This window comes from Streptomyces sp. NPDC060184 (genome assembly GCF_042728795.1).
Taxonomy (GTDB): domain Bacteria; phylum Actinomycetota; class Actinomycetes; order Streptomycetales; family Streptomycetaceae; genus Streptomyces.
The window spans coordinates 15,231-29,667 of record NZ_JBHWYX010000068.1 but is presented as its reverse complement, the minus strand read 5'-3'; the positions used below and the strand labels follow the sequence as shown (position 1 = coordinate 29,667).

12 protein-coding genes and 1 pseudogene are annotated in these 14,437 nt (G+C 68.2%); 6 read left to right on the top strand and 7 right to left on the bottom strand.

The window, feature by feature from the left end:
• Window positions 1-1,124 precede the first annotated feature (1,124 nt).
• Window positions 1,125-1,673 (top strand): hypothetical protein, encoded by a 549-nt coding sequence (locus ACFWEE_RS30775; RefSeq protein WP_386894178.1) that lies wholly within the window; start codon window positions 1,125-1,127, stop codon window positions 1,671-1,673.
• Window positions 1,670-2,140 carry a helix-turn-helix transcriptional regulator gene (locus tag ACFWEE_RS30770; RefSeq protein ID WP_386894176.1) on the top strand — a complete coding sequence of 157 codons (471 nt, stop codon included), beginning with the start codon at window positions 1,670-1,672 and terminating at the stop codon, window positions 2,138-2,140. The genes ACFWEE_RS30775 and ACFWEE_RS30770 overlap by 4 nt, the downstream gene beginning before the upstream one ends.
• Window positions 2,141-2,810: 670 nt before the next feature.
• Here the strand turns inward: ACFWEE_RS30770 and ACFWEE_RS30765 are convergent.
• The 7 genes from ACFWEE_RS30765 to ACFWEE_RS30735 form a co-directional block, all read right to left on the bottom strand.
• Complete coding sequence (locus ACFWEE_RS30765) at window positions 2,811-3,074, bottom strand: hypothetical protein (protein WP_386894174.1); 264 nt, start codon at window positions 3,072-3,074, stop codon at window positions 2,811-2,813.
• Window positions 3,071-3,376, bottom strand: coding sequence for a DUF6247 family protein (locus ACFWEE_RS30760; protein WP_386894182.1), 306 nt, complete (start codon window positions 3,374-3,376; stop codon window positions 3,071-3,073). The genes ACFWEE_RS30765 and ACFWEE_RS30760 overlap by 4 nt, the downstream gene beginning before the upstream one ends.
• Window positions 3,377-3,435: 59 nt before the next feature.
• Complete coding sequence (locus tag ACFWEE_RS30755) at window positions 3,436-3,783, bottom strand: hypothetical protein (RefSeq protein WP_386894172.1); 348 nt, start codon at window positions 3,781-3,783, stop codon at window positions 3,436-3,438.
• A 65-nt stretch (window positions 3,784-3,848) separates the two neighbouring features.
• Complete coding sequence (tpg, locus tag ACFWEE_RS30750; protein WP_386894170.1) at window positions 3,849-4,406, bottom strand: telomere-protecting terminal protein Tpg; 558 nt, start codon at window positions 4,404-4,406, stop codon at window positions 3,849-3,851.
• Between the two features lie 4 nt (window positions 4,407-4,410).
• Window positions 4,411-6,567 carry a telomere-associated protein Tap gene (tap, locus tag ACFWEE_RS30745; protein WP_386894168.1) on the bottom strand — a complete coding sequence of 719 codons (2,157 nt, stop codon included), beginning with the start codon at window positions 6,565-6,567 and terminating at the stop codon, window positions 4,411-4,413.
• A gap of 408 nt (window positions 6,568-6,975) precedes the next feature.
• Window positions 6,976-8,295: a ParB/RepB/Spo0J family partition protein gene (locus ACFWEE_RS30740; protein WP_386894166.1), complete on the bottom strand. Its 1,320-nt coding sequence runs from the start codon at window positions 8,293-8,295 to the stop codon at window positions 6,976-6,978.
• The gene (locus ACFWEE_RS30735) at window positions 8,292-9,443 is read right to left on the bottom strand and encodes a ParA family protein (protein WP_386894164.1); all 1,152 of its coding nucleotides are present in this window, start codon (window positions 9,441-9,443) and stop codon (window positions 8,292-8,294) included. The genes ACFWEE_RS30740 and ACFWEE_RS30735 overlap by 4 nt, the downstream gene beginning before the upstream one ends.
• A 166-nt stretch (window positions 9,444-9,609) precedes the next feature.
• Here ACFWEE_RS30735 and ACFWEE_RS30730 point away from each other — a divergent pair.
• The 4 genes and pseudogenes from ACFWEE_RS30730 to ACFWEE_RS30715 form a co-directional block, all read left to right on the top strand.
• Window positions 9,610-9,783, top strand: a pseudogene (locus ACFWEE_RS30730) (VOC family protein); the annotation flags it as partial.
• A gap of 95 nt (window positions 9,784-9,878) precedes the next feature.
• Window positions 9,879-10,367 (top strand): GNAT family N-acetyltransferase, encoded by a 489-nt coding sequence (locus ACFWEE_RS30725; RefSeq protein WP_386894162.1) that lies wholly within the window; start codon window positions 9,879-9,881, stop codon window positions 10,365-10,367.
• Window positions 10,368-11,013: 646 nt separating this feature from the next.
• Window positions 11,014-13,260 carry a tetratricopeptide repeat protein gene (locus ACFWEE_RS30720; RefSeq protein ID WP_386894160.1) on the top strand — a complete coding sequence of 749 codons (2,247 nt, stop codon included), beginning with the start codon at window positions 11,014-11,016 and terminating at the stop codon, window positions 13,258-13,260.
• A gap of 258 nt (window positions 13,261-13,518) precedes the next feature.
• Window positions 13,519-14,391 carry a hypothetical protein gene (locus ACFWEE_RS30715; RefSeq protein ID WP_386894158.1) on the top strand — a complete coding sequence of 291 codons (873 nt, stop codon included), beginning with the start codon at window positions 13,519-13,521 and terminating at the stop codon, window positions 14,389-14,391.
• Window positions 14,392-14,437: the final 46 nt, after the last annotated feature.

Sequence of the window (14,437 nt, the reverse complement as noted above, 5' to 3'; positions counted from 1 at the left end):
GAGCGGGATATGCCCCGGCAAGCCGGGGCATAGAGTGCGAATTGCGCAAGCGCAATTCGGATTCCCCCGCAAGCGGGGGAATGGAATTCCGCAAGCGGAATTCCTGACGGAATACAATTCGCGCAAGCGCGAATTGGAGGCGACCGCGCAAGCGCGATCACCCCGGCTGGCAACGAGGGAGGTGTATCGCTCGCGGGACTGTGTAGGGCTTGGAGTGCCCAGCTACCACCCCCGCATCGAGAGTGACGGACCGTCGGTCCGATCGGGTGCCGGCCTCAACGCAGTGACGGGCTCCGCTGCGCTCCACCCGAACCCCTCCGCCACACTCGAAACCGGCCGCTCACATTCACCAATACCCCGCGAGCATACATGCGAACCCGTTACTGTGCGGCAGATTCCGTGATGCATCACCCGAGAGAGGAAACGCGTACCCCGAGTAGTGCATCACTGGTGCTAACTGTGTAGCATTTGGGTTCCTGGCGCGCTACCCCTGGCCCCCGCCAAAAACTCACCTGCTGAATTCAATTCGTGCGGGCTGGAATACCCCAGGCACAGGGCGGAAGCCCGATATGCGAATGCCGAAATTCGGCGCGCGGAGGCAAATAAGCCGTTCGGCCGCCAGGCCGTACGGCGGAACCCACCACTCACACCGGCCACGCCCCCATGCTTTTGAGCGTCACGGCCGGTACAACCCGAGACGCAACTCCGCTGGTGCCGCCTACGGTCCGCACCCGACGCACGGAGCCGCACGCGAAGCCGCCTCAGCTCCGTCCGGGCGCCGAGGCGCAGCGACCGGGCGGGCCGCCGACGGATGGATCCGCGGCGGCCCGCCCGGTCGCGAGCCTTGCCGCTGCATTGAGCGGCTGCAGGGCACGACGCTAGCCGCCAGGGGGCTGGCCTCTAAAGATCAGATAGGCGCGGAACTGTGACCTGCGGAAACGCGGAAGTTCTATTCCCGCGCACGCATAGATCGTGGTCGTGGGGCTTGAGATGTATGCGGCCTAGCCGACTAGATCGTGCCTGGCTAGGGACACGCCTAAGGTGAATGGATCGCGCGCATAACATCACTCGTGAGGTATGTTATGCGCCTCAGTGATCATGGAGGGAAGTCAGTGGCTCAGCGCTTGAGAAGCAGTGCACAGGAGCCGTCGCGGACACGGCCGCTGACTCCCGTACCTGCCCCGGGGCGGGACGACGTCAACGGCCTCGAATCGGCTGCCGCTTTGCTCAACAAGTTCAAGGAGCTGTCCAAGGGCGGGACGTTCACCTACGACCGCAAGCGCCGGCCCTACGCCTTCTATGGGACGAACCACTCCAGCGTCTCGGACGTGTTGCAGGCGAACCTGTGGAAGTTCCGGCTCACCACGGTGGCCCGGGATGTGCTGGACTACCTGGTCACCCACCACGACAAGCAGGCCTTGGTGAAGACAACCCAGGCGAAGCTGGGCGACCACTTCTGCTGCTCGCAGACCAAGGTCAGCAAGGCGATCGGAGAGCTCTCCCGCCACAACTTCACGTGGAAGGAGAAGCGCGGGCTGTACCGGCTGAACCCGCTCTACGCTTATGGGTGGGGCAGTGACCACCACCGGGAACTGGTCGTGTCGCTGCAGAAGGTACTGCTGGAGCACCAGATCGAGATTCCGACGGTCGGGAAGAAGGAGACCTCGCGATGAGTAGCACGATCCCTGGATTCCACAATCCGCAACTGTTCGAGGTCCTTCCCAACGCCTGCCTGTCGGCCACAGCGCGCGACATCTTCGACGTGCTCACCGCGCGCCAGGAGCCCGGCGGCCTGGTCCACATCCGTCAGCAGGAGCTTGCCGAACGCCTCGGGCTGTCGCAGTCCGCCGTCTCACGAGCCATCAGCCAGCTGCGCGACAAGGGCATCATCAGCGAACGCCAGCGCAAGGGCACGCTGCTCATCCACCCGTTGCTGGCCGGCTACGAGTCCCTCGCCCACATGACCAACCACCTCAAGGCCCCGGACACCCACGTGTGGCCGATCAACTTCCCGGTCGGTGACATCCGCCCGCCCCGCGTACGTGACGGCCGCACCGGCACCGACTTCGACCCGGACCCCGACGGTGGCGAAGACGCCCCTCTTGAGGATGTCCAGCCCTCACTGCGACTGGCCGGATAGTCCGCAGCTCCTGCCCCGCGACCGCCACGGCGCCAGCCCACCAGGAGGGCGTCGTCGTTCCCGGCCGGGGCCGCCCCGAACCGGTAGCACCAGGTGAACCGGACCGTTCTAGATTTCTGGAACAAGCCGCGGGTCGCCGATCCGCCACTGCTGCCATCGGCTCGTTACAGCAGCAGACCGCCGCTGCGCGGGCGCGCCGACCTGCTGTACGAGCAACACCCTTGTCCCGCCTGGCCCATGCAAATGCTGCGCTGCCCCCGGACCCCCGCCGTACAGCAGACCGCGAGCACGTCCAGGACCACGGGCAGCACCGACTACAGCACCGTCCCGGTCAGCCCGCAGCGGTCACCGGTCAGGGCGTAGCGGCGGGCAGCGAGGCCGTGGTCGAGGGGCTCGCCGATCTCGTCGCACAGGAGTGCCAAGACGTCGGCGGCCTGGTGTCGGAGAGGTAGGCGGGGGCGACTTCGAGCATCAGCTCCCCGAGCTGGTGCGAGTACGCGGCGGCGCGAGGTGCAGCGCGGTGACGACCGGCCCCGCGGCGCCTGCTGACAACGGCCGGGCGGATACGCGTTGCTGCCAGGCGGCAACGGGTGGATACGGCGTGGCTACGATCGGAAACGGACTGACCCCGGTGGTTGCGATGCCTGGGTCAGGCTGTTGTCACCGGTGGCTATCCGAGCCAGGTGATAGTGAGGACGGACAGGCGGCGCAGGGGCCGGTTCACCCAGTAGGTGAGGGAGAGCTGGCCGACGGAGGCGTGGCGGACACCCTCGCCTTCCGGGTCGTCGGCGTTCCACTGCCGGAAGCCCCACGGGTCGCCGGCGGCGGCGTCCAAGACGTCCCAGACGGTGTCTTCGACGTGTTCGGGCAGGGTGTCGAGGATCTTTGCGGCCGGGCCGGAGAAGCGGACCGCGTACGGCGGTTGCTCGGTCACCGGCGCCGTCCGCGGAGCTCCGCCATGTCGATGAAGTCGCTGTCGTCGTAGCCGGAGGCGACGAACGCGTCGACGGCCGGGGCGTGCGCGAGGCGGCCCTGCCAGTCCTGGACGACCTCGTACAGCGGCGCGAGGGAGAACGTGCGCCGCGATTCCTCGAGGGCGGCGGTCCACTCCCGCTCGAACGTCGGCACCCACTTCTCGGCCCGTTTGTCGGCGCGCAGCTGGGCGAGGAGTTCGGCCGGCGCTCCGGGTGCGGGGGCATACGGCACGGCGGGTGCGTGGTCGGGCTGCGCGCTCATCTGATCCTCCATGCGGGTCGTCATCTCACCGTACGCGCGCCGGGTGCCCGCGGATGCGGTCATGGGCAGATCCTCCCGGGAGGTGAGCGGCACGAGGTCCGGGTCCCGGCCGTTGCGATGCCGGGGCCCGGGCAGGTCGCGGTGGCCGGGTGGACTGTGAGGGTGTCGTCGTCGGCGGTGGCGGCCCGGTAGGCAGGACGGGCCAGGAGCGCGGGGACGACGATGTCGCGCAGCACACCGTCGACGGGGGCCCGGGCGCCGGCCGACTGGAAGACCTCGCCGTGCTGGAAGTGGAGCACCCAGGTGCTCCCGACCGCGGTGAAGACGATGTCGCCCGCGTCGGTGACGTCGCCGGCGTCCAGGTGGTCCTCCAGGACGTCGGCCAGACGCGTGGCCTCTTCGTCCACGGCGGTCAGTGGCTCTTGTCGCGGTCGATGGGCGGGAAATGCGTGGTCATACTTTCCCCTCGTATTCAGTATTCGAGGTCGAGGTAATCGATGTCGTTGATTTCCACGTCCGACAGTCCCAAGGCCCGGCCCCCACCGTCCTGGAAATACACGTCCTTGAATCCCTCGGCGATGATTGTGCGCATCTGCTGGTCGCTGGCCCCGGTTTCGCGGGCGTCGAAGAGGCGCTGCGCGTAGGGGGCGGGGAGCTTGACGGTGAGCCGGCGGAAGCGGCCGTCGTCGGTCGTGCCGACGGGTGCGGTGTAGCCGAACCGGGCGCGGGTCTCGACGGTGATCCCCGTGGTGGTGGCGGCCTGCTGTCGGCGGCGTTTGCGGACCTGGGGCTGCCACCGCTGCCGTACGGCTTCGTCGATCTTCGAGGCGACGTCGGCGCGGGGGTGCTTGCGTGCGCCGCGCCGGTACCTGTTCACGGAGTCGGCGGTGACGCCGAGCTCCGCCGCGACGGCCTTCGCGCTACCCAGCTGGCGCAGCAGGTAGGCGATCTGGCCCTTCAAGGTCTTGGGCGGCTGGCGGGTGAAGTGCTCCCGGTCGGCACGCTCGATCGCGTCGTCGATCTCCCCCACAGCCTTACTCCCCTTCGTCCAGGACGGCGTCGCCGCCCTTGATGTGGCGGGCCGGGTTCAGGCCCTTCTCCATGAGGTCGACCGCCCAGAGCATCTGCTGGACGCCCTCCAGTTTCGCCAGGCCCGGAGTGGGTCCGAGGCGGAACCCTCCGGGCTGCGGCTTGCCCGAGGCGGCGTAGGGGAGGAAGTCGAGCGGGGAAGTCCCCGGGCTCGGGTAGACGACGCAGTCGGAGAGCACGGCGAGCGGGTACAAACCGGTCATGTCCGCCATGTTGCGGAGCTTGCGGTGCATGTTGACCCGGGCCTTGCTGATGACGGCCGCCCGGATGTCGGGGCGCCACGTCGGCCGTGCGAGGGCCGGCCACGTCTCGCCCTCCTTGTAACGCTTGCCCTGCGGGCGCTCGCGGAGCTTGCCGACACCACCCTTCACCGTGGCCTTGATCGCGGACAGGACGGCGGCCAAGCCCGGGTCCTTCTCCTTGTGGTGCTCCATCGCCGCCAGGAACTCGGTGTCGGACAGGTCCCGGGTGACGCCCATGTCGGCGAGTGTGTCGACGTAGGCGTTCTTCAGCCGGTCGTGCCACGGGTCGAGGTACGCGCCGGTCTCCCGGCGCAGGTACGCCTCCAGCGGTTCGACGTTGTAGCCGAGTTCTTGGGCGTAGGCGAGGGTGTGCGTGTGGTACCAGGCAGGCCCCGTCGGCCGGGAGCCGTCGGGGGTGAACGGCGAGGGCAGGCGCGGGTCCAGCTCGATGTGGGAGAGGTCGGCCAGCCAGCTCCCGGGGATCTTCGGGTTGAACGTCGGGGCGTAGAAGTGATCGGGCGCGCTGAGGCCGACGACCAAGCGGGCCGCGGCGGCGAGGAACGCGGTGTTCAGGTCGAGGCCGACCGCCCACGGCAGGGTGCACTCCTCATCGGAGAGCGTGTCCACGTCCCGCACCCACTGGTACGCCTCCTCGTTCAGGAAACCGCCGGTCCAGTCGTTGCCGACGACGACAGGGTGCTCCGGGGTGGCCTCCGGCGGTGCCGGGTCCATCGGCTCCGTGCCGAGACTGCCCGCGTTGTAGCCGGACACCCAGTTGCCGGTGGCCGGGTCCTGCACCGCCTTCGTGGGCGGGCGCATGGCGGTCATCAGTTCCAGGCCGGAGACGGCGGTGGAGCCGCGCGGAGTGATGACCCGCATCGCGTACACGCCGAGGACGCGGGCGATGTCGGCCGGCTCCATCTCGGCGACGCCGGGCCAGGACCGCTCATCAAGGGCGTCCCAGGACAGGACCGCCAGCTGCACGCACTGCCGGTCGCGGCCCTGCGCCTTGCGGTAGATCCGCGGCCACGGGCCGAAGCCCCGCTGGGTCAGCTGCCACTTCGCCTTCGCCACCTGTTTGACGACCGGGTGGTCCTCCGGGAGGCGCAGGGAGCGGCGCTGCTCGTGACCCTCCAGGCGCTCGGGCAACCCGAGCTTCACGGCGGCGGCTGCGGTGAGCACGATCAGCGGGTCGCTGTCCTTGCCGTGCCGGTTGAGCTTCGACGCGCCGAGACCGGACTCGCGCAGCGTCCACTCCACCAGCTCCGGGACGGTGGTCGCCGGACAGTCCAGCACGACGCCGCCCACCGCGTACGCGGCGCCGTCGCCGTCCAGAACGGCCAGCGGGCCGTGCGGAAAGCGCGGGTCGACGGCGGGTGCGGCAGCCTTCCTCACCGCCGGCCGCCGCGACGTCGCCGGGCTTCCGGCCGGACGGGCGGGCTGCTCCGGCGCGGCCGGGGCAGCCGGGGCAGCCGGGGCAGCGGGGGCAGCGGGGGTCCGTGCCGCGGCGGCGGTGCCGGCCGGCTCGGACGCGGTCGCGCCGGTGAAGGTCTCCGGCACCGGGTCGGGCTGCGGCGGGGCCACGAAGGCCGGGGCGGCGGGAGCTCCGTGGGCGGGGTACTTCGCCGCCCACCCGTTGAGGAGCCTCTGGTACGCCGAAAGGCGCGGCTCTTTCGGCTCGCTCCGGCCGTTCTCGTAGTTCTTGACCGTCTGCACGGTCGACTTCAGCGCGGTCGCGAGACGAGCTTGGGTGATGCCGGCAGCTTCGCGAAGGCGGGCGCGCTCCGCCGGGGGCGGGAGCTGAGGCTCTTCTTCCAGCAGCGCGTCGATGTTCGCGAACAGCTCTTCCTCGGATGCCATGTGGATCTCCTCTCGCCCCTCACCCTAACATCATTTACCCCATTATTTAACCTATTTTTTAACCCGTTCGCATGCATGGCCGGGGTGGGGATGTCATTCACGGCCGCACCGCCCGAGGCATCGCCCAGGAGATCACCGAGCGTCTCGCCGTCCGGGGCATCGACGCCACCCACGTGGAAACCGACGGCTCCTCGCTGTTGGGCGAGCTCGTTTCGGTGGAGAGGCACCCGCTCTCCCTGCTGGCATCGACCTCCGCGCCTGCGTCCTCGGCCAGAGCGCCGTCGCCATGTCGGCCATCTGACAGCTGAAGGCCCGGCTGTCCCTCATGACTGCGTGGGGAAAGCCGGGCCTTCTTGTGTCACGGACGACGACACGACTGAGCGCTTCGCGCGTATGGGCGTCGCCGTCCTACTCCGGAACGGGCCGCGCCATGCGCCGCTTGGCCATTTCGTTGATTTCCTCAACCAAGATCATGAACTGGGTGTCGTCCATGCGATCGTTCAGGTAATCGGCCGCCAGGCTCGCGTTGTCGTAGGGGAACCTGACACCCGTCACTACGGAAGGGGAGGTGGCGCTGTGCAGCTCTCTCCGGGGAACGGGCACCTCGTCCGGCCTGCCGTCGCCGTCACCCGGAGGCGCGTGTTCCTTGGCCGCATGTGCAAGAGGAACCTGACGGCCGTGGTTCTCGGCGTGGAGGGGAGCGAGTTTGTTGTCCGCGGACAACAAGTCATCGGACCCGGCTGCCTCGGGAGCGGGTTCAGGAGTCCGACCCGCCGCAGGCTGGGTCTGCAGGCGACCGGGTTTGTTGTCCGCGGACAACAAATCATCGGACCCGGCTGCCTCGGGAGCCGGTTCGGGAACCTCATGCGCAGCAGTCTCGGACCAGGCGGAGCGTTTGTTGTCCGCGGACAACGAACCGGGGGAGCCCGCGTGCGTCAAAGCCGCGCGGCCGGCGGCCAGCAGACGTTGTTCCTCGGCTTTGTGCTGATCCGCCGCTTCCTTGACCGATGTGAGGTGGGCGAGCAGCTGAACCGAATCCTGAGCCGGGTTCTCCTTGAGGTGCCGCGCCAAGGACCGTCCGTCTCGCTCTGATACCTCACCGACGCTGAGCATCACCTGAATCTCTGTCGGCAGGGTCAGCAGCGCCAACTGGTTCGTGACCCACGAACGGTCCTTGCCGAGCCGCTTGGCGGCCCGGCTCCGAGCTCCTCGGTCGCCGTCCTCCGCGCAGACGCTGACGAGCTGCTCCACACCGCGCGCTCGCTCGATGACATCGAAGTCCTCGCGATCCAGGTTCTCCGCCAGGAGATGATCGACAAAGTCCTCACGCGCGGAGGCCAGGTCGTCGCGGACCACGAAGTCGAGCTTGTCCAGACCAACATGTACGGCGCTACGGAAGCGGCGCTCACCGTTGACGAGCACGTAGTGCGCCGTCCCGATCGCACTGTCGTGCTCGGGCCACAACTTCAGGTAGGCCTCGCGCGTCACTGCCACGCACGCGGCAAGCTGCGCCTCGCGCAGCTCCTCACCGAAACGTGTCTTCTCGTCGGCGGACCCGAAGTTGCGACGCGGGTTGAGGGGAGTGGGGGACACCTGATCAAGCGCGAGCCGGACCAGCTCGTACGCCGGAATCGAGTCCTCGGTCAGCGCCTTCGCCCGCCCGCGCGCGCTCCGGTTGCGGGCACGGCCGAACGACGCGCTCTCACCAACCTTGTCCGCAATGCTCATCCCTGGATCCTCCTGGCGATCGAGCGCAACACGTTCGCCTGCTCGCAGTCCGGCTCGTAGGCCAGCAAGGGCTCCTTACGGCGAACCGCTTCCCGCTGTTCCTTGAGTTCCGGGACGATGCCGATGACGGGCTCGTCCATGCTCTGCCAAGAGCGCAGGGAAGACGTCGCAATGAATCCGTTGCGGGCGTCGTAGAGGTTGACCACGAAGCCCAAGGTCTGGATTTCGACCTTGAGGTCCTCGCAGAGGTCGTCCACCTGGTCGGCGAGCATGTCGTACGCGTCGCCCGAGGTGTCCTCGGCCTGGACCGGGATGACGAGGCCGGACTGACTGGGCTCTTCGCCCTCCCTGGTACGCCCGTAGTACAGGGCGGTGTCCATGGTGTAGCCCAGACTCGGCGGACAGTCGAGGACGATGAAGTCGAAGTCCTGCTCGACTTCAGCGAGAACACGCTCCAAGGCGGTCTCCTTGATGCGTACGGCGCGCGTGGTGGCCAGCTTCGCATCCAACAGGAAGGCGTCCTTGCAGGAGGGCAGCAGCCACAACCGCTCCTCGAAGTCCCCACCTCTGATGGGCACGAACAGAGAGCGCAGATCGTCCTCGGTCTCGCCGAGCATGTGCTTCGCGAGGCTGACCGACTCGATCTCCAGCATCTGGTACCCGAGTTGCCGGGTCAGGTGACCCTGCGGATCAAAGTCGATCAGCAACGTCTTCAGACCCATCTCGGCCAAGGCCTGGGCGACGCCGGCGGACACCGAAGTCTTGCCCACTCCTCCCTTCTGGTTCCCGAACACGATCCTCCGCGCCCCCGTGGTACGCGGAGTCGGCAGGCGGGTCGAGGGATGGGTATCCAGCCAGTGCCGGATTGCCTGCGCCACTCCCTGGTTGTAGGAGATGCGCTGCGCCTTGCTGGCGCCTTTCAGCTTCTCGTACAGCCCGGTCGGCAGGTAGGTGGAGAAGGAGCTACCACCGCTCGTATCGACAGTGGCGTGGCCGTCGAGCTGGATCCAGGAAGTCACGCCAGCGGTGACAGCGTCCTGAATGTCCTCGCTCAACTCCGCGGCGCGCACCTTCAGTTCGCGCCGTAGGCTGACCGGCAGCTTCGCTACTACCTTTTCCCGACTATCGGGGCTGTATGGAGCACTCATGACGCTACCTTAGTACCGTCCGGGGTGGTCTGGGCAAGACGGGTCGATCTCAACGGATTTGCACTCGTGTGAAGCCGTCCGTGCTGCTTGGTCCGTCTCGCTGAAAGTGGGCCAGTCCCGGTCCGTCTGAGCCATCCACCTCTGCGTCTCAGTCAGCCTTGGCCATCTGCTGTTCTGCATCGGTGTCGTCGACGTCGACGAGACACTCGGCCGGGTGGAGGCTCTGGGCGGCTCGGTCCGCGGCGGCCCGAACGACATGCCGTGGGGGCAGCGCGTCGCCCACACTCAGGACCCCGACGGCAACCCGGTGAACCTCACCCAGCCGATCCCGGCACGGTGACACCGCTCCCCCTGTGGTCCGGGCGCGTGGGCAGAGGAAACGGCTTTGCGCCCCGACTGATCGGCGTGGATGCTGACTCGCCGGAGGTACCGAAGATGACAAGTGTCGTGTTGAAGCTGTCAGCCCGTGATCTGGTGCATGCGGACCTGACGTCGTGCGGGTGGGCAGGGTCCGACCACCACCTGGCCGGCGTCGCCGCGCAGTTGGAACGTGTCCGGTCCGGCGAGGTCGACTACCTTGCGGTCTGCCCCGCAACGGACATCCCTGTGGCGAAAGGCGGCATCGACTACCAGGTCAAGAAGGGGGCCGGCACTCTGTGGCAGCTGGCCGTCCACCCCGCACTGCAGTCCTGCGGTATCGGCACGTTCCTCGTCGCAGCCGCGGAACTGCGGATCAGGAACCGCGGTCTGAGGCGGGCGGAGCTCGGGGTGGAGGAGAGCAACCCCCGGGCGCGTGCGCTGTACGAAAGGCTGGGTTACGTCGCCTACGATCGCCGGCCGGACTCCTGGGACGAGCAAGCCCCTGATGGGTCGATGCGCCGCTACGAGACGATCTGCACGTTGATGCGCAAGGACCTCACCTAGGCACCGGCACCTCGCGAGGTATCAGCGGCGGCAACCCGGGTCAGGATGTCGTCACGTCCAGGCGCCGTAACGGCGAAACTCTCGGGCACGGTGGAGGGTTCTTCCTCGGATCCAGCCGACGGGGACGCGGAGCGCGCGCCCGGAGACGAGAAGCCCTTCGTCGCCCGGCCGGTGCGGCAGGGGCCCCTGGGCGGTACCGCACCGGCCGGGCAGCGCGGCACCGGCGGACACGCTCTTGCCGGGGCCCGTGATCCGGGAGACGAGGAGGGGAGGCAGCACCCGCGCCCGACGGCGGTCGGGTACCTCCCGGCACCTTGTGGCGCCGAGAGGAGCGTCGGCGCGGGCATGGGCCGCCTGTCGTGCCCTCGCCCGAGCCGTCGACTTACCGAGCATCGGGCGGGTTCGACGGCCTGGCCGGTGAGCAGAACCAGGGGTGCCAACCGCGTTCGAGGCGGCCTTCCCGGCCGAGTTGACGACAGTCCAGCCGGTCACCGACTCGTCGGAACGGCCCCACTCGATTCCTCGCGAGGACACATCACAGGCAGCCACTTCGGTGGTCGAAAGGCGTGGATATCATTCGGCCATCTGAAGCAGTTGGTGCCGACACACGGCGAGCGGGCCCCGACGCGACGCACGGGGAGATCCGATGGACAAGCAGATGTTCGGCCAGCTGCTGCGTGAGGCCCGGCAGCGCTCGCTGATGACACTGGAGAAACTGGCTGACAGCTCGGGGATCAGTGTTCGTGCCATCAGCGACATGGAACGCGGGCACAGTCTGCCTCGTCAGGCGACACTCAGCGAACTGATGGACACCCTCGAGCTCGATGAGGAACAGCGGCGGCGCCTCGTGCGGACGTCGGCGTCCGTGCGGCGCACGAAGCAGATTCCCCGGCAACTGCCACCCGATCTGGCGGTCTTCCGCAGCCGGGAAAGGGCGCTCGAAGAAGTCGGTGTTCTGACCTCGCAGGTATCCGGTCAGGGCCGTCACGTGGTCATTTCGGCCATTCGGGGCATGGCCGGTGTAGGCAAAACGGCGTTCGCCGTGCACTGGGCCCATCAAGTCGCTGAGCGTTTTCCCGACGGTCAGCTCTACGTCGACCTACGCGGCTTCGAATCCTCGCACGTGCCCCTGAAACCGGGAGAAGTCCTCGGAGACTTCCTCAGAGCGCTCGGCGTGGCCTCGGGGGACATTCCGTCGGGGGTGGAGCAACGCAGTGCCCTGTTCCGGAAACACGTCGCTTCCCGCGAGATGATCGTCCTCCTCGACAACGCCAGAGACAGTGACCAGGTGCGGCCTCTGCTGCCCGCGTCCGCTGGATGCCTGACCATCGTCACCTCGCGCAATCAGCTTTCCGGGCTGGCCGCGGCCGAGGGCGCCTCCTTGGTCAGTCTCGACGTATGGACAGCCGCCGAGGCATTCGCCGCGCTTGCCGCCAGGGTCGGCGAGGACCGGTGCCAGAGGGAACCCGACGCGGCGGCCGAACTGGTCGAACTGTGCGGGCGGTTGCCGCTGGCAGTTGCCATCGTCGGCGCGCAGCTCAGCGCTGCTCCCCGCATGTTGCTTCGCTTCGCCGCCCGCGAACTGCGACAGTCCGTGCCGAAATTGGACGCCTTGGCGGCGGACGATCAGAAGGTGGACGTCCGCTCGGTCTTTTCCTGGTCCTACCGAGCCCTCAGTCCGCAAGCAGCACGCTTCTTCCGGTATATGACCATGCATCCCGGTTCCGCGCTGACGGCTGAGGCCGCCGCCTCACTGGCGGGGACCGACATGCCCGCTGCCCGGCGCAGTCTGCGTGAACTGTCCACGGCCAGCCTGCTTTCCCGCGACGCCGAAGGCCGGTACGTACTGCACGACCTCGCTCGTGCCTACGGCACCGAACTGGCGGAACAGGAGCAGGACGACCGTTTCGGCGCCGAGGCCCGCCTTCTGCAATACCTGTGCGACAACGCGCGTACGGCCAACCGCTTCATCGACACCCGGCCGGGCATCACCGTGGTCGGCATGCCGGTGTCGGACGTGGTGCGGGTCGAGATCGAGGACCGCGCCGAGGCATGGGAGTGGTTCCGTCAGGAGGATCCCGTCTTCGCCGGCGCGCTGCAATCGGTGAAAGACCCACGGCTGCTGCGGCACCGGGTGGAACTGACACACGACTGGCAGAGCTATCTGGCAGCCGTCGGCCGCTGGACCGAGCACATACCGGCACAGCGGGCCGGGATGGCGGACGCCCTGGAGCTCGCGGACCCGGTCGCCGTCGCACGCATCGGCGTGGTGCTGGCAAGTGCCCTGGGCCAGACCGGGCAGGCCGCAGACGCCGACGCCCAGGTCGCTCTGATCCTCGAGCAGCTGAAGCGGCTTCCGCCCGGGGAACAGGCCACCGCACAACGCAGCGTCGCCGGGGTGTTCGCCCGCCAGGAACGCTATGAGGAGGCGCTGCACCACACCCAGCAGGCTCTGCGCATGTTCCGGGCGTCGGGTGAGCGCAATGACATCGCCCGCGAACTGAACGCTGTCGCCTGGTACGGAGCCATGCTCGGGAACTACGAAGAGGCGGTTGCCATGTGCGGACAGGCTCTGACCATGCTGCGAGAGGCCGGCAACCAGCGCGACGAGGCCGCGACCTGGGACACCCTCGGATACGCCCGACAGCATCTCGGCGATGTGGAGGGGGCGATCGACGACTACCAGAAGAGCTCACAGCTCTACGGCGAGATATTCGACCCGTTCAACCAGGCCGACGTACTCGATCATCTCGCCGCCGCACGCTTGGACCACGGTGACATCGAAAGGGCCCGCGAGGACTGGCTGCGGGCAGCCGAGCTGTTGAGCGAGATCGGCCACCCGCAGGCGGCGACGATGCGCGCGAAGGCGCGGGCAGTGAACGCTCCGCACTGACGGAGGACATGACCGCACTTCCGCGCACGGACCCGGGAGTCCCCACGGCCCTGCCATCGAGCCCGGCGGCTGCTTTCCGAACGGCGTACGACGACCACGAGCCATCCCATACGGCCGGCCGGAACGGCGACAAGTGTATCTTCGGGGAGAAACACTGCCGACGGGGCACACACATGCCGACAGCGGCCTCGCCATGGATGTGTGTGCCGGTCCGATCGATCTGCATGTCCGTCGGTTCCATGAAGTGGGGGCTTCCACATGATCTCGTCCGACAGGCCGGCCCGGCACCGCCGTACCCGGATAACCCCGGTCGGCCGCTGGACACTTGGTCGGCTGGGCGAGGTGGGCGCCCGGCGCTCGCTCCCCGCGTTCGCTCTGGCCGCCGTGCTCTGCACCGGCGCGTGCGGTGCGGTCCCGCAGACCGGTGCGGTCTCCGCAGACGGAGACCGGACGGGCGCGCTCTCCCAGCCCACGCCGAGCGGTGCCCTCGCCGGGCGAGAACCGATGCCGTCGACAGCTCACGGAGGATCGGCCTCCGACGTCTTCGACCCGCTTCCCGGTCTGGGGCTCCGAACCTCGCACCGCATACCCGCCGACTCGGAGCAGGTCGTCGTCGTCACCGGGGAAGGCAAAAACTCCCCCCGGTCCCATGTGGTGCTGTACCGCAAGACCGCATCGGGCTGGCAGGGCGGTGCGACCTGGCCCGCCCACAACGCCCTCAAGGGGTGGACGCGGGACCACCGCCTCGACGACCTGCGCTCACCTGTCGGGGTGTTCACCCTGAGCGACGCGGGCGGCCTGCGGGCCGACCCGGGCTCGAAGCTGCCGTACTCGCGCTCGGGCGCCTTCGTGGCCCATGGCTCCGGATTCGCGGGCGAACCGCTCGCCGGTTCCTTCGACTACGTGATCGCCATCGACTACAACCACGTCAAGGGCACCTCTCCGCTCGACTGGGGCCGGCCACTGGGCGCGGACAAGGGCGGGGGTATCTGGCTGCACGTCGACCACGGCGGCCCCACCCATGCATGTGTGAGCCTGGCCGAGGAACACATGAAGGAACTGCTACGTACCCTCGACCCCGCACGGCATCCTGTCGTCGTGATGGGGGACTCCGCTTCCCTCGCGGAGTGAGCGGCCTCCACACCGGCCGAAGAGGCGTCCGGACCTTCCTCCCGCG

Excerpts from the sequence above, each read along its gene's own strand:
- ACFWEE_RS30770 (WP_386894176.1), top strand. The coding sequence starts at position 1,670 with ATGAGTAGCACGATCCCTGGATTCCACAATCCGCAACTGTTCGAGGTC.
- ACFWEE_RS30760 (WP_386894182.1), bottom strand. The coding sequence starts at position 3,376 with ATGAGCGCGCAGCCCGACCACGCACCCGCCGTGCCGTATGCCCCCGCA.
- tap (WP_386894168.1), bottom strand. The coding sequence starts at position 6,567 with ATGGCATCCGAGGAAGAGCTGTTCGCGAACATCGACGCGCTGCTGGAA.
- ACFWEE_RS30740 (WP_386894166.1), bottom strand. The coding sequence starts at position 8,295 with ATGAGCATTGCGGACAAGGTTGGTGAGAGCGCGTCGTTCGGCCGTGCC.
- ACFWEE_RS30735 (WP_386894164.1), bottom strand. The coding sequence starts at position 9,443 with ATGAGTGCTCCATACAGCCCCGATAGTCGGGAAAAGGTAGTAGCGAAG.
- ACFWEE_RS30725 (WP_386894162.1), top strand. The coding sequence starts at position 9,879 with ATGACAAGTGTCGTGTTGAAGCTGTCAGCCCGTGATCTGGTGCATGCG.
- ACFWEE_RS30720 (WP_386894160.1), top strand. The coding sequence starts at position 11,014 with ATGGACAAGCAGATGTTCGGCCAGCTGCTGCGTGAGGCCCGGCAGCGC.
- ACFWEE_RS30715 (WP_386894158.1), top strand. The coding sequence starts at position 13,519 with ATGATCTCGTCCGACAGGCCGGCCCGGCACCGCCGTACCCGGATAACC.